Here is a 15,073-nt window from a genome sequence, read left to right on the forward strand (position 1 = left end):
GATAGAGGGGAAGCAAGCGGAACGGGACGGAGAAGACATGCGTGTTTTGCTGATCGAGGATGATAGGGTGCTGGGTGCTGCGGTGCGCGACCAGATCACCGCTGACGGCCATTCCATCGACTGGGCCACGCGGCTTGATGCGGCGGGGGAATATCTAGACGTGGCTATCTACGACCTGATCCTGTTGGATCTGATGCTTCCTGATGGGCGTGGCCAGCCGTTTCTGCGCGCGCTTCGGGCGCGGGGCAAAGCAACACCGGTAATCATCCTGACCGCGCTTGATCAGATTAGCGACCGGATCGAGGGACTAAATGCAGGCGCTGACGATTACATGGTCAAGCCTTTCGACCTGTCCGAACTATCGGCGCGGGTAGGTGCCGTTGCACGGCGCTATTCCGGAAACCCCAACCCATTGGTCACACTTGGCGACCTGGAGATAGATCTGGCTGCTAAATCGGTCCGTCGCAGCGGGCGTCCAATAGTCCTGACCGCACGCGAATGGGTATTGTTTGAGGCGTTCGTGCAGCGGCCGGGGCAGCTTTTATCGAAGGCGCAGCTTGAAGAACGACTCTATTCTTTTGACACCGAAATCGAGAGCAATACGATTGAGGTTCATGTCAGCCGGTTACGCAAGAAGCTGGGACGCGAGCGGATCGAGACGGTACGCGGCCTGGGCTACCGGTTGGGTGCTGCATGAAGTGGCCAGGTTCATTACAAGCGCGGCTGGCGCTCGGTTTGGGTCTGGGGCTGGCCATCGTTTGGCTCGTCACCGCGTGGATCACCGCCACCTTGTTGCGCGGCGAGATGAACGAAGTCTTCGATTCAACGCTCGAAGAAACGGCACAACGTATCCTGCCGCTCGCGGTTTTGGATATTCTTGATCGCGAAGAACTGGGTATCAGTCAGCGCATCGCTACTCTACGCCAGCACGAGGAATTCTTTACCTATATCGTGCGCGACGATCAGGGACGCGTGCTGTTGCGTTCGCACGGGGCCGAAGACGCGGTCTTTCCGCCCTTCGAAGGCTTGGGGTTTCGTCAGACACCGACGCACAGGCTCTATTACGATGCCGCCTTGCAAGGCACGATTACCATTGCAGTCGCCGAACCGTTGAACCACCGCATCGAGGTTGCGCGCGAAGCTTTGGTGGGGCTCGCCTTCCCGTTAATTATGGTCATTCCACTTAGTTTGATTGGGGTTGTTGTTATTGTTTGGCGCAGCCTTGACCCTGTTCGACGTTTTAGTGCCGAGCTGGCCAGTCGCGATGAGCACGATCTGTCGTCAGTAGATAATGGCAACCTTCCGAGTGAAATCACACCGGTGGCCGAGGCCGTCAATCAGCTTCTCGACAGGCTACGCCGCGCGATGGAAGCGGAGCGTAGTTTTACTGCTAATGCGGCGCATGAGCTTCGCACTCCTGTGGCAGCCGCACTGGCTCAAATCCAGCGGTTGATGACTGAAACCTCTGATGCTGTCGTGAGTCAAAGGGGAGTGGAGATTGAAGCTTCGCTCAAACGCCTGAACCGGCTTTCGGAAAAGTTATTGCAATTAGCCCGCGCGGAAGGTGGACAGCTCCGTCGCGACACCGCATCAGATATCCGTCCTGTGTTACGCATGATAGTTTCGGAATTCGAGCGGATCGCGGGGGCGGAACGCCTTGAGGTCGACTTGCCGGATACGGCAGTACTGTCTGATATCGACCCGGACGCTTTTGCCATCCTTGCGCGCAATCTGATTGAGAATGGATTGCGTCACGGCACAGGTGATACTCCTATACAGGTGATCATGACTGCGAATGGTTTACTGCGTGTGATAAACGATGGCCCGATAATTCCGCCAGAGACGCTGGCGAGGCTCACTGCGCGGTTTGAACGCGGGCATACCTTGTCAGCTGGCGGTGGGCTGGGTCTGTCCATCGTACAGGCGATCGCTGACGGAACGCAGGCGACGCTTATACTATATTCTCCCGCGCCAGGGAGGGCAGACGGTTTCGAGGTGGATTTCGAAATACCGATACACCATTGATTGCGATCCTGCTGCGAACTGCTCGTAGTGGTATTCGCAAACTCTGAACAGCAATTAGGCTTCAATTAAGCTGCCCCACATAGATGACAATACCAGAATACCTGTATCATCGACCTATTTCTAACGAGTTTAATGTCGCTCTGTCAGATAGAGAATTGACAAATGTCCGATGGCTTATTAATTAGTAATTAATAACTAACTAAATGGGATTCTGTATAATGCGCGTTCGCAAATCCGCCGAAGCCCGCAAGTCTGAAATCATTGACGCCACCCTTCGTCTGGCTGACAAGCTCGGTCCGGACCGGCTGACAACCGAGACAATTGCGGATGCGGTGGGACTCACCCAGCCGGGAATATTCCGACACTTCCCGAAGAAACAGGATTTATGGGAGGCGGTGGCCGCGCGAGTCGGGGCAATGATGGAAACGCGCTGGAAAAAAGCCGAGAGCGGCGATACTCCTGCAACAGACAGGATACGTAGGCTCATTGGCGCACAACTGCGGCTGATCCAATCCACACCCGCAATTCCCGCCATTCTTTTTTCGCGGGAACTACATACCAAGAACAAGGGGCTCCGCACCGCCTTTTTTGGACTTATGAGCCGCTTTCACAAGGTGATCTCTGATTTAGTGGCGCAAGCCTGTGCAGCGGGTGAGCTGAACGAAGATCTCGACCCCGACGATGCTGCCTATCTTATTATCGGATTGGTGCAGGGCCTTGCCGTGAGATGGTCCATCAGTGGGCGGAACTTTGATCTGACGGACGAAGGAAACCGCCTTCTTGAACTTCAACTAAAGGGCCTCGCTTATGGAAATGCGGGGACTGGCGAAGAAAGGAACGCATCATGAGAACACGTCTTTTCCGGTATCTTTTGCTCCTGCTGGCAATTGGCGCCGTTGCTGCGGCTGTTTTCCTTTTCATCTTCATGCGTCCGTTGCCGGTGGAGATTGCGCACCCTGCCGAAAATGTGCCGATACAGGTCTTTGGACTTGGCACCGTGGAGGCCCGCATCCTGTCGAAAGTCGGTTTTGAAGTCGGTGCCGCGCTTGTCGAGTTGAATGCCGATCAAGGCGACTGGGTGAAAGAAGGCGATATCCTGGCGCGGTTGCACAGCGCCGAACAGGAGGCCCGGGTCGCCAAGGCCAAAGCAGGAATCGCCAATGCGGAAGCGGCAGTAAAGACCGCAGAAGCTGCCGTCGGAAAGGCACGTGCCGTTCTAGCCCAGAAAAAACAATCGAACAAGCGCAAGCAGGCGCTGGTCGCCAAACAGACGGTCTCTGCGGAAAGCGCCGAGGAAGCGCAAATGGAGGAAGACGTGGCGGCTGCCGAACTCGCCGTGGCGATCAGCGACGTGGAAGTCGCAAAGGCCGCGCTTGAAGACGCCCTCGCGCAGTTCGGCGTGGAGAAAGTTCTTCTGGGTCATCATGTGCTCAGAGCGCCATATGACGCCATCGTCGTTCAGCGCCACAAAGAGTTGGGTTCCGTTCTCAGTTCCGGCGACGTCCTTTTTACCTTAGTCGCTCCGGAGACCGTCTGGGCACTGGCCTATGTTGATGAAGCGGGTGCAGGTGATTTGCGGGTTAATCAGCCCGCTGAGGTTCGTTTGCGCTCTTTACCCCGGCAGATGTTTGAAGGCCATGTAACCCGCATTGACATTGAAAGCGATCGTGTAAGTGAAGAGCGCCGCGTCTATATCGCTTGTGATCTCTGCCCGGAAAGCTTTCATCTCGGCGAGCAGGCCGAGATCTTCATTACGACCGGCATCCTCGACAAGGCGCTGCTGATGCCGGAAGCGGCAGTCGAACATTTCGACGGAACCAAAGGTACGGTCTGGACTGTCGAGGATGGTGAGCTGCACCGCCGTGATGTTGTCTTCGGCCAGAGAACTCTCGATTCCCGACTTGAAATTACCGATGGTCTGCCGGAAGGGGCACGTGTCGTCTCTGCGCTGCGTCCGGGACTACGGGAGGGGCGCGCAGCCAAGGTGTTGGAGGAAATAACACCATGAACCTGGCCTATCGGGATATCCGGCACAATCTTGGGCGCTTTCTGCTCACTTGTTTCGGGCTGAGCCTGTTGCTCGGCGTCGTCCTGTCGATGATTGGAATTTATCGAGGTCTGGTCGAAGATGCGCTAACGCTGGTCCGCACCCCTGTTGTCGATGTCTGGGTCGTGGAATCGGGAACACGCGGGCCGTTCGCTGAGTCATCGCGTATTCCCGGCGATACGCGGGAGGCAATTGCCCGCCTTCAGGGGGTCAGCGCGGCAGGCAGTGTGACCTACCAGTCGGTTGAGACGCGTCACGGCAACGAAAAGCTGCGGCTCTATGTCGTTGGTTACGAACCCGGTCGCCCCGGCGGGCCGGATCAGATCACCACCGGGCGACCGATTGGCCGGAGCCACTATGAAATGGTCGCGGACAAGCGGACCGGCTTGTCACTTGGCAGCCGTATTGAATTGGGACGCGACACCTTCACCGTTGTCGGCATGACTGATGATCAGGTTTCGTCCGGTGGCGACCCGGTTATCTACATCACGCTAAAAGATTCCCAACAGCTTCAGTTCGAGCTGGCCCCGCCAGCCGCGCGGCGGGAGATCGCACGCGGCAGCGGCCCCGGCGACACTGACACGATCAATGCTGTTATCGCCCGCGTTTCACCGAATGTGTCGCCGGAAAGTGTGGCTGAAGCGGCGCGGCGCTGGAAGCATCTTGCCGCTATGAGCCAAGGCGAGCAGGAGCTTATCCTGACGCAGTCCGTCGTCGAACGCGCGCGCAAGCAGATCGGGCTGTTTACGGGGTTATTGCTGATTGTCTCTGCCGTCATTATCGCGCTAATCCTCTACACGATGACCATGGACAAACTGCGGGAAATCGCCACCCTCAAACTAATCGGGGCGCCGGATCGAACCATTGTTGGTCTCATCCTGCAGCAAGCACTGGCGATGGGAACGATTGGCTTTGGGTTTGGCGCTATATTGATCACGAGCATCAAAGACTATTTCCCGCGCCGCGTCGTACTTCAGCCCGAAGATGGGCTCGCGCTAGCGGCGGCGGTAATACTCGTCTGCGTCCTTTCCAGTGCACTTGGTGTGCGGCTGGCGCTCAAAGTCGATCCGGCAACGGCAATAGGGGGATAACAATGAGCAATTCACTTAGTGAAATCCCACTTGTCCATGTGCAGAATGTCTCCAAGCATTTTGGCGAAGGGGAGACCCGTGTCGATGCCTTGCGCGATGTCAGTTTGGAGGTCCATCCCGGCGAGGTGGTGGCGCTGCTCGGGCCCAGCGGATCTGGCAAGACCACGCTTCTGAATGTCATCGGCTGTATCACCGAGCCCAGCAGCGGCTGGGTCAGCCTCGATGGTGAGGTTGTTTATGACGGGCACTGGTTGCGATCGGACTTGCGCAAGCTTCGGTTGGAGAAAATAGGCTTTATTTTTCAGTTCCATAACCTGCTGCCCTTCCTTAACAGCACCGACAACGTCGCCGTGGTGCTCAGCTTGGCCGGATTCGACAAGGATGAATCGAAACGGCGGGCGATTGAGCTGCTGGAGTATCTGGAAGTCGGGCACCGCAAAGATGCCATGCCCGCTAATCTATCCGGCGGTGAGGCGCAGCGGGTGGCAATTGCCCGTGCACTCGCCAACCGCCCCCGGATTATTCTTGCCGATGAACCTACGGCGGCGCTCGATTCCGAACGGGCAGGGATCGTGATGGACCTGTTGCGCAAAGTAGCCGTCGAACAAGAGGCGGCGATCCTCGCCGTCACGCATGATGAGAAGATATTCGATCGTTTCGACCGCATATTCCATTTGCGGGACGGGCGGCTGGATGACCAGAATACATGACGATATCGCCAAACGGCTTTAGTTTAAAGGTAACTTTATAGTGAGATATTTTTTAGACTTGCTTTGTCAAATTATGTTCATATATTGACGTGAATAATAGTGGCTTAGAGAGTGAGCATTGAATTATAATAACGGAAATATAGACTGGCGCGTACGAGGGCTGCGCTTCATAGTGGCCATTGCGTTTGCGTTTGGTGTTTTTTCCAGTATGCCAGCATCTGCACATCATACTGATACGGCAAGTCAAACACATTTTGACACCGCCATTGACGATCACGTGACCTCAAGCCATAAACAAAAGCAGGGTTCTCATATCGAAAAATGCGGCATGATCTCTTGTGCATTTAGCTTGCCCGCAAATTTTCAAGTAATATCGACAGCGTTTGGTGCGAAAACGCCGTTTTGCGTCATTGCTGTGCAAGTAGCATCTATTTCTTTTGCACCACCAAAGCACCCCCCAAAGATTTAGTTCCTCTTTTAGGCCATTTCTCAAGACAGCCATGATTGCTGTCAATGCGGTTATGCGCCTTTCTCAAACTTCGACTATTGAAATTTGAATCTGTCTCCCTGCCTGACCGAGGTGAGGTCTGCATTAGAAGGAGACCAGAACAGGAACTGATAACATGAAGATTAAGCGTACTTTTTTGTCCGGTGTTGCCGGAATAACCCTCACTGCCGTCTTGGCACTAAGCTCTGCGATCGCTTTTGCGGCCGGGAACCATCACGGGAGTCATGGCGGAAAATCGGGCATTGGTGTCCCTGGTAACGCTGCAGACGTCACCAGAACCATCGAGATCAAGATGGGGGATAATTTTTACGAACCGGAAGAGATTTCCATCAAGAAAGGTGAAACGGTTCAATTCAAGATCATCAATGCCGGGGAATTCGTTCATGAGTTCAATATCGGTACGGCCGCCATGCATGCTGCACATCAGGAAGAAATGATGATGATGATGGAGCACGGGGTACTGGAAGTCGACAAGATCAATCGGGATATGATGAAAATGGATATGGGAAATGGCAAGACCATGGAACATAGCGATCCGAATAGTGTGTTGCTGGAACCGAACGAAACGGCGGAAGTTATCTGGAAATTTGCAGATGATGCCGAGCTGGAATTTGCCTGCAACGTTCCTGGCCATTATGCCTCCGGCATGATGGGTGAAGTTCACTTTGAGTAAATGCTTTGCGCAGCCCATAGAGGCTGCGCATTCCAGCTTTTCAAAAATGAAAGGAACAGCAGGATGAGAATTTCATTCATGCAAAAGGCTTGCTTTGGCCTTGCAATGGCCGCAGGAGTTACTCTTCTGCCCGGCTTGAGTATCGCAAAGACTTTCAACCTGACAGTTGACAAGGTGCTTATTGATACCGGCAATTTCGAGAAGGAAGGGATTGGGTATAACGGGAAATCTCCCGGGCCGGTTCTACGCTTTCAGGAAGGAGAAGATGTCACGATCAATGTGACGAATAATCTCAATGAGTCTACGTCAATTCACTGGCACGGACTTATCCTTCCCTTCCAGATGGACGGTGTGCCTAAAATCAGCTTCCCCGGAATCGAACCGGGTGAAACCTTCACCTATAAATTTCCAATCGTGCAATCCGGAACATACTGGTTTCATAGCCATTCTGGCTTTCAGGAACCGGACGGAGCCTATGGTTCAATTGTAATCGAACCTGAGAAACGGGACCCGTTTCGTTTCGACAAGGATTACGTCGTTCAGTTCACGGATGCGCATCCTCATTCCGGCAAGCGTATATTGCGGAATTTGAAAATGTCGGCGGATTATTACAACCGTCAGCAACAAACGATTGGCGATTTTTTCGCAGATGTCCGCGAGAACGGTTTTAAAGCAACCGTCGATGACAGGATGGCTTGGGGCGACATGCGGATGATGAAGACAGACATTGAGGATGTGCAGGGCTTTACACCGCTTATCAATGGCAAGGGACCTCATCAAAACTGGACCGGATTGTTCGAGCCGAAAGAACGCATCCGCCTACGGTTCATCAATTCCTCCGCCATGACTTATTTTGATGTCCGCATACCGGGGCTGAAAATGACGGTTGTGGCAGCGGACGGGAACAATGTGCAACCTGTCACTGTCGATGAACTTCGCCTAGGCGTTGCTGAGACGTATGACGTTATCGTTCGTCCCATGGACGATAAGGCCTATACAATTTTCGGGGCAAGCATGGGCAGAACGGCTTACGCTCGGGCCACTCTCGCGCCGCGCCAAGGCATGGTTGCGGAAATTCCGGAAATGACAAAGGCACCGCTTCTCACCATGGCGGACATGGGGATGGACCACGGCAATATGGAAGGCATGGATCATTCAAACATGAGTGGGATGGATCATTCGTCGATGAAAGATATGGACCATTCCAAAATGAAGAGTATGGACCACTCCAGTATGAAGGAGATGGATAATTCGAGCATGAAAGGCATGGATCACTCAAATATGATGGGCATGGAGCAGGATAAGGATAGCTTTTATGCAAATGGCAGCGGGCTTGTCCCGACGGCGGCAAATGGCGGCAAGTTTCTTTCTTATGCCGACCTGAAGGCGCAAAAACCTCTTTATGAGGAGCGAGAAGCCACGCGGGAGATCGAGCTGCGTCTGACCGGAAATATGGAGCGGTATATCTGGTCCATCAATGGCGTGAAATATGAAGACGCTGATCCGATCGTACTTCAGTATGGCGAACGGGTCCGCTTCAAGTTTGTCAATGAGACCATGATGACCCACCCCATGCATCTGCACGGCATGTGGAGCATTCTGGATGTCGGGGCCGGTAAGTGGGACCCGATCAAACACACCATTAGCGTTGCCCCCGGAACTACCGTCTATTCCGAAACAGAGGTTGATGCGCCCGGTCAATGGGCGTTCCATTGCCATCTGTCTTTCCATATGGATGCCGGAATGTTCCGGAAAATTGTCGTTGAAGGCGGTCCGAAATCTGCAAGCCTCAATCCGTCTGAACAGGGAGTACTGCAATGATTGACTTGAAGAAATCTCTCCTGACAGCGGCCCTCCCCTTTTCTGTTTTGATGCCAGTTGTCGGCCATTCGGCGGAAATGTCGAATATCTACTATGGTGTTCAGATGGAGGAGTTTGAGTATCGGTATGGAGAAGGCGGCGAAGAGCTTTTTGCCTTTGACGGTGATGCGTTTATCGGGACCGATGAATTGAAACTCCGGTGGGAAGGAAGCGGGGAACTGGATTTGAATGTCAATCGCTTCGAATCCCTTTCCAATCAGCTCGCCTTGCAAACACCCATATCGGATTTTTGGGACATCAAAGGCGGCATTAGGTACTCGAGCCCGCAAGGACCGGATCGTTGGTACGCTGCCGTTGGCTTGAGTGGCCTTGCTCCGCAATGGATCGAGGTGGATACGCATCTGTTCCTGAGTGAAAAGGGAAAGCTTTCTGCTGATCTCGATATCGAGTACGAGATACTTCTCACCAATTATCTTACCCTGACGCCTTCCGCGAATATCGATGCGGCCTTTTCGAGTGATCGAGAAATTGGCGTTGGCTCCGGTATTAACAGCGTGGAGGCAGGTTTAAGGCTTAGCTATGACGTTTGGGATAGAATTCTCTCGCCTTACGTTGGCGTCGTCTATGAGCGCAAGTTCGGTCAGACTGCAAATTACGTCGAAGCAGAGGGTGAAAGTGCCGATATATGGTATGCCGTTATCGGTGCCAAGCTGATGTTCTAAAGCACCGGGATACGGACTTTGACCATTCTGGAGGGAGTGTTCAGCTCTCTCCAGATATGTGCCTGACGTTAAGGAAATATCATGCCTAAAATACTTATCACTTTATTGTTGTTGACGTTATCCATGATGCTCCAGACAACAGCTTTTGCCGACAATACGGACGCCTATTTTCAACCTGTAGAAATCCATGACGCCATTGTGACGATATCCAATCAGGATACGTCGGGAGACTTGCGTTTTCGAATAGTCAACGATAGCCCTGGCAAATTGACAATAGTCGGGGTTACAAATACCGACAACGTGCAGTCAAAAATTATGGGGAGGATAGACGCGAACAATTACACAGAGCTTGGATCAATAACGTTGCTGCGGGAAGAAAATCTTGATCTGACAACAACCCATATATTTATACGTCTTTCCAATTTTAGAGAGCCTTTGGAGATCGGCCAAATTATTGAATTAAAGCTTGTTCTCTCCAATGGAGAATTGCCGTTTTCAGCCCATGTAAACCGTTAATATCTGACGCGAGCAGCGTGCTTCAGTATTGAATATCAGACCGGAGAGAAGAGCAATGGAAACACAACATAACGACAACCGCTCAACACAATATAAAAAAGACAGCCTGACACTCATTGGCGCCGTATCCATGGGAACCGGCGTGATGATCGGCGCGGGCATACTTGCCCTTACCGGTCAGATTGCGGAACTTGCCGGGGCATTGTTCCCTCTCGCCTTTTTTGCCGCTGCCATCGTAACGGCCTTTAGCGCATATTCCTATGTCAAGATGGCAAATGCTTACCCCTCTGCTGGCGGGATAGGCATGTTCCTACAAAAAGCCTATGGCCGGGGGACGGTCACGGCGGGTGGTGCGTTGCTTATGTATTTTTCTATGGTCATTAACGAAAGCCTGGTTGCCCGGACATTTGGCACCTACACCATGCAATTGTTTGATGCCGAACCCGTTGGCTGGGCCGTAACGGCGTTGGGCGTCGGTGTGTTGATCATCGCATTTTTGCTCAATATATCCGGCAATCGCCTGATTGGTGGATTTTCACTCTTCATGGCGTTTCTCAAGATCGGTGGCATTATTATATTCGCGACAGGCGGCTTGTGGATCGCAGATATTTCTTTTGAAAGCGTCATACCACAATCGTCATCGGACACGCCGATTACAGGGTTTCTCGCGGCGATGGCGCTGGCCATTCTCGCGTTTAAAGGATTTACGACCATAACCAACAGTGGATCGGAAATTGTCGATCCTCACAAGAATGTTGGGCGGGCGATCATCATTTCGATTTTGGTCTGCTTTGTCATCTATGTGCTTGTCGCTCTCGCGGTTGCGGCAAACCTGACTTTAGACGAAATTATTGCGGCAAAGGATTTCGCCCTGGCGAAAGCCGCGCGTCCGGCATTTGGCAGTTACGGACTATGGTTTACAGTTGGTCTGGCAATTGTCGCGACTGTTTCAGGGTTAATTGCCAGTGTCTTTGCCGTTTCGCGGATGCTGGCCATGCTTACCGACATGAAACTGGTGCCGCACAGCCATTTCGGGATGCCGGGAGATATCCAGAAACACACACTGGTCTATACGGTCGTGTTCGCTATTTTCCTGACAATATTTTTTGACTTGGGCCGCATCGCTTCTCTAGGCGCTATTTTCTATCTCATTATGGATATTTTTATTCACTGGGGTGTGTATCGGTATTTGCGCAAAGAGGTCAAAGCCAATGGAATTATCGTTTTGGCGGCGATAACTTTCGATATCATCGTACTGGGTGCCTTCCTGATTGTGAAAGCGTCAACTGATATGCTGGTGATCTACGCCGCGTTAATCGGGATTGTCGTGATCTTTGTTGGTGAGAGATTTTTCCTCAAGTGGCAGGAAGACGAGGGCAGTTAGTGTTTTTTACAAAATTAACAGCAAAAATGTTTCAATGGAGTTTAGTTGTAAAAGCTCTGCTCATCAGAAGGAGAAAATATGAAATTAAACTAAAAATTAGTGCGATGTACCAGCCATATGCGTAAGCTTCTGCCAAGCCCAGAAAAAAGCTTGGCCAAGTCAGCCAAACAAAGCCCGGCAACAGGTTTTGCCAAATTTCATGCATAGCATAATAGGGTAGCCATAAGTCGAACAATACGCAAAAAATGTAACTAAACGCTGTGAAAGCGCTTAGGCTCAATCCAAAAGTGATTGTGGGTATACGGTTCATTGCGAACGTTATTCTTTCAAGCTAACTATGGGCAAATAAGACTGCTTTCATGCCTTTGTTTTAGATCAATGAACAGTCAGAGTAATTCTCTGCTTATAGGTATCACAAGTAAGGAATGGTCACATTCTGCAACAGTGAATTAAATCGTTACGGAATGTTACAAATTCTAGAATGGTGACGTTGAACAAGACATGAGACTTTGTTACAGAAAATAAGCTAATAGCTAACCGTAGCCTGGACAATGTTAATTGAACTGGCTTTTTACGGATTTCATTCTGGATAAATTTGCTCCGGATTAAAGTCAGCGAGTTTATTTTCAGATAGATAGATGCAATGAATGAATCACCGCATATCCTGATAGTCGATGATGATCGGGAAATACGAGATCTCCTAACCCGTGTTTTGAAGAGGCACGGTTTCCGCGCCACAGCCGTTAATGATGGCCGCGAAATGACCGTCGCGTTGAGAGATTGGAAGATCGATCTGATCATTTTGGACCTTATGCTTCCGGGCGAAGACGGCATAACTTTATGCCGTGATCTTAGGGCACAATCAAATATTCCGATCATAATGCTGACGGCACTTGGAGAAGATTCAGACAAAATTCTGGGACTTGAAATCGGGGCGGATGACTATATTCAAAAACCCTGTAATCCAAGAGAATTACTTGCGAGAATACGTGCTGTGCTTAGACGTGCAGGTGAAGTTGCTGCAATTGAGATCGAGCAAGACACAATTATTGAGTTTGATGGCTGGCAGCTTGACCTGGTCCGTCATAGTTTGAAATCCGCCACTTCAGAATATGTAGAATTAACAACCGGTGAGTTTAAGTTGCTCGCAGCTCTTGCAAGTCATCCCGGTAGAGTGTTGACACGTTACCAACTTATGGATCTCGTTAAAGGCCGGTGGTCTCGTCCATTTGAGCGTAGCATAGATATGCAAATAAGCCGATTGCGACGGAAACTTGAAAGCGATCCCCAGAATCCGGAGATTATTAGAACGGTTCGCAGTGGCGGGTATTTATTTGCCCCTCAATCCATGACGGCGCGGACATGAAATTCAATCGTTCACTGTGGCCGAAAACTATGGCGGCACGGATTGTATTATTGCTCTTGGTTGGGCTCGGTCTTTCACATGTAATCAGTTTGAGTGTTTACAATTTTGATCGCGAGGAGATCGTAAATCTGATTGGAAGAGCACAATTAACGGAACGCATAACGACAATAACCGGAATAATAAAAAATGCGCCGCCAGAGGAAAGAGAAAAAATCATCAGCTTTGCCAATAGCTCTACTTTTCAGCTAGAGTGGGGCACTACAAGTACAGTTAAAAATAACGACCCCCTCGTAGCTAAACGCTTTTCAGCGGCGCTTTCGGAACTGACCTCGTTTGATTCAAGAATGCCAATTCTCGCGGAGACGGTTTCGGGCGAGGATAGCATATGGAGACATCTTTCTGGCAAATCAACCGAAAAACATATTTCTATTACTGATCATTTCGAGCACATTGTTAACGAAATTCGGACGGGCGCTTTAATCCGGGTTTCAATAGAAATTGGAGATAACAGCTGGCTAAACTATCAAGCCCCTGATGTTGAAGCAACGATGCCCTGGTCTATTAGATTTGTCCTATCGATTGCTGTGATGATGATCGCAACTGCAATATTTTCTGCCTGGGCTGCCCACTATCTGACCGATCCTCTAAAAAAATTGAGTATTGCTGCAGAAGATCTGGGGCGTAGCGTAACAGCGCGCCCAATACCGGAGAAGGGACCTTTGGAGGTTATACAATCAGTTCGCGTTTTCAATAAAATGCAAGCAAGAATTTACCGCTTCGTGGAGGACCGCACACAAATGATTGCAGCAATCGCTCACGATTTGCGAACACCTCTTATGAGAATGCAGCTTCGCAGCGAACTCTTGGATGACAATGAGTTAAAAAGAAAATTTAGCGAAGATATTGACGAAATGAATCAGATTGTTACGGCAACGTTGTCCTTTGCATCCGAAGATGCGGGAAGGAAGAAAAATGATCGATTCGATATAGTAAAACTTATTTCGGACGTCGTTGTGGATTTGAGCACGTTAGGTTTTTCGATCTCATGGGTTCCTCCTGATCCCATCAGTCTTGAGGGGCAAAAAGACCTATTACGCCGCGCCCTTTCAAATTTGATTGAAAATGCGGCGAAATACGGAGAATGGGCCTCTATTCATATACAAATTGCTGACGGAAAGCTCATAATCACAATTGATGATGACGGCCCAGGAATCGCTCCCGAAAACATAAAAGACGTTTTCAAGCCGTTTTTTAGACTGGAAGGCTCTCGAAGCCGGGAAACAGGGGGTACCGGTCTCGGCCTGTCAATTGCGCGATCAGCTTTCCGCAGTCACGGTGGCGACGTTACCATACGAAACCGCGCAGAAGGCGGCCTGAGAGTTGAAGCGTATCTGCCATTCTGACCGACCTTCATTCGGGCTCGATCAACTCATTTGTAACACTTTGTAACTGCGTGGTAATCTGTCACTAAATGTGACCGAAATGATCGGTTGCCGCCTCGACATCTCACCCCGACTACATAAGTATCGTTGCGTAAGATCTCTAATTTATGCACTGAAAGTCGATGAGATGAGCTCACTTTTCTATTTCCTTTTTTGGGCAGGCCTTATTTTTCTAATGATGCGATTTGGCTGTGGCGCACATGTGATGGGTCACAAATCAAAGCACAAGCATTCTAAAGGTGGTCCGCCCGCGGCTTCGGAAAACTCCAATGACATGGTTTGGGTTGCTCCACCTCGTGATATCGATCCGGTGTGCGGCACACAGGTCAACACAAAAACCGCCAAATCAAGCGTCTACAATGGGTCAGTCTACTACCTGTGTTCGCGAGAGTGTCGTGAAATCTTTGAAGCAAATCCGAAAGAGTATCTCAGTGTCGAGAATTTGAAAATACAAGCCCCTGAAACGGAGGCTAAGCATGCCTGATCTGGTAAAAGAAAATACTTCTGAAGCACGCCAAGAACTCTACATAAGAAGCCGGACCAGCCTCCGTCTACCGGTTATTGCACTCGGGATGAGCCTCGGATTGTTCTTTGCCGTCACATTCATTTTATGTGTGAGTTTTGATCTGCTTTTCCCTGATCAGGCAATGTACAAAACATGGCTCGGGTTACTGCCCGGGTTTACTTGGCTGAGTTGGCCAAGTTTCTTTCTGGGACTCGGCGAGAGCTTTGCTTATGGCTGGTATGTCGCCCTAATCTTTGGACCGC

The 15,073-nt window shown here is 50.8% G+C and carries 16 protein-coding genes; all 16 read left to right on the forward strand.

Going from position 1 to position 15,073, the window contains the following annotated elements:
• Positions 1-37: 37 nt before the first annotated feature.
• Positions 38-697, forward strand: coding sequence for a response regulator transcription factor (locus P1U71_RS02170; RefSeq protein ID WP_301103909.1), 660 nt, complete (start codon positions 38-40; stop codon positions 695-697).
• Positions 694-2,025 carry an ATP-binding protein gene (locus P1U71_RS02175; RefSeq protein ID WP_301103910.1) on the forward strand — a complete coding sequence of 444 codons (1,332 nt, stop codon included), beginning with the start codon at positions 694-696 and terminating at the stop codon, positions 2,023-2,025. The genes P1U71_RS02170 and P1U71_RS02175 overlap by 4 nt, the downstream gene beginning before the upstream one ends.
• A gap of 218 nt (positions 2,026-2,243) precedes the next feature.
• A complete protein-coding gene (locus tag P1U71_RS02180) occupies positions 2,244-2,873 on the forward strand; it encodes a TetR/AcrR family transcriptional regulator (RefSeq protein ID WP_301103911.1) in 630 nt (209 codons plus the stop codon).
• Entirely contained in the window at positions 2,870-4,033 is a 1,164-nt protein-coding gene (locus P1U71_RS02185; protein ID WP_301103912.1) for an efflux RND transporter periplasmic adaptor subunit, read from the forward strand. The genes P1U71_RS02180 and P1U71_RS02185 overlap by 4 nt, the downstream gene beginning before the upstream one ends.
• Entirely contained in the window at positions 4,030-5,163 is a 1,134-nt protein-coding gene (locus P1U71_RS02190; RefSeq protein WP_301103913.1) for an ABC transporter permease, read from the forward strand. Before P1U71_RS02185 ends, P1U71_RS02190 begins: the two co-directional genes overlap by 4 nt.
• Before the next feature lie 2 nt (positions 5,164-5,165).
• Positions 5,166-5,873 carry an ABC transporter ATP-binding protein gene (locus P1U71_RS02195; RefSeq protein WP_301103914.1) on the forward strand — a complete coding sequence of 236 codons (708 nt, stop codon included), beginning with the start codon at positions 5,166-5,168 and terminating at the stop codon, positions 5,871-5,873.
• A 118-nt stretch (positions 5,874-5,991) separates the two neighbouring features.
• Positions 5,992-6,342 carry a hypothetical protein gene (locus tag P1U71_RS02200; RefSeq protein ID WP_301103915.1) on the forward strand — a complete coding sequence of 117 codons (351 nt, stop codon included), beginning with the start codon at positions 5,992-5,994 and terminating at the stop codon, positions 6,340-6,342.
• Between the two features lie 154 nt (positions 6,343-6,496).
• Positions 6,497-7,054 carry a cupredoxin domain-containing protein gene (locus tag P1U71_RS02205; protein ID WP_301103916.1) on the forward strand — a complete coding sequence of 186 codons (558 nt, stop codon included), beginning with the start codon at positions 6,497-6,499 and terminating at the stop codon, positions 7,052-7,054.
• 63 nt (positions 7,055-7,117) lie between these two features.
• Positions 7,118-8,875 carry a copper resistance system multicopper oxidase gene (locus P1U71_RS02210; protein WP_301103917.1) on the forward strand — a complete coding sequence of 586 codons (1,758 nt, stop codon included), beginning with the start codon at positions 7,118-7,120 and terminating at the stop codon, positions 8,873-8,875.
• Positions 8,872-9,597, forward strand: coding sequence for a copper resistance protein B (locus P1U71_RS02215; protein ID WP_301103918.1), 726 nt, complete (start codon positions 8,872-8,874; stop codon positions 9,595-9,597). The genes P1U71_RS02210 and P1U71_RS02215 overlap by 4 nt, the downstream gene beginning before the upstream one ends.
• A gap of 81 nt (positions 9,598-9,678) precedes the next feature.
• Positions 9,679-10,113: a hypothetical protein gene (locus P1U71_RS02220; protein WP_301103919.1), complete on the forward strand. Its 435-nt coding sequence runs from the start codon at positions 9,679-9,681 to the stop codon at positions 10,111-10,113.
• Between the two features lie 55 nt (positions 10,114-10,168).
• Entirely contained in the window at positions 10,169-11,497 is a 1,329-nt protein-coding gene (locus tag P1U71_RS02225) for an APC family permease (RefSeq protein ID WP_301103920.1), read from the forward strand.
• Between the two features lie 643 nt (positions 11,498-12,140).
• Complete coding sequence (locus P1U71_RS02230) at positions 12,141-12,863, forward strand: response regulator (protein WP_227953256.1); 723 nt, start codon at positions 12,141-12,143, stop codon at positions 12,861-12,863.
• Positions 12,860-14,266: an ATP-binding protein gene (locus tag P1U71_RS02235; protein ID WP_301103921.1), complete on the forward strand. Its 1,407-nt coding sequence runs from the start codon at positions 12,860-12,862 to the stop codon at positions 14,264-14,266. Before P1U71_RS02230 ends, P1U71_RS02235 begins: the two co-directional genes overlap by 4 nt.
• A gap of 313 nt (positions 14,267-14,579) precedes the next feature.
• Positions 14,580-14,789, forward strand: coding sequence for a YHS domain-containing protein (locus P1U71_RS17960; RefSeq protein ID WP_227953302.1), 210 nt, complete (start codon positions 14,580-14,582; stop codon positions 14,787-14,789).
• An 88-nt stretch (positions 14,790-14,877) separates the two neighbouring features.
• Positions 14,878-15,073 (forward strand): DUF5676 family membrane protein (locus P1U71_RS02240; RefSeq protein ID WP_367281102.1); only part of this gene is annotated, 196 nt, incomplete at its 3' end.

Origin of the sequence: Sneathiella sp. (assembly GCF_029233945.1) — a bacterium.
Taxonomy (GTDB): Bacteria; Pseudomonadota; Alphaproteobacteria; order Sneathiellales; family Sneathiellaceae; genus Sneathiella.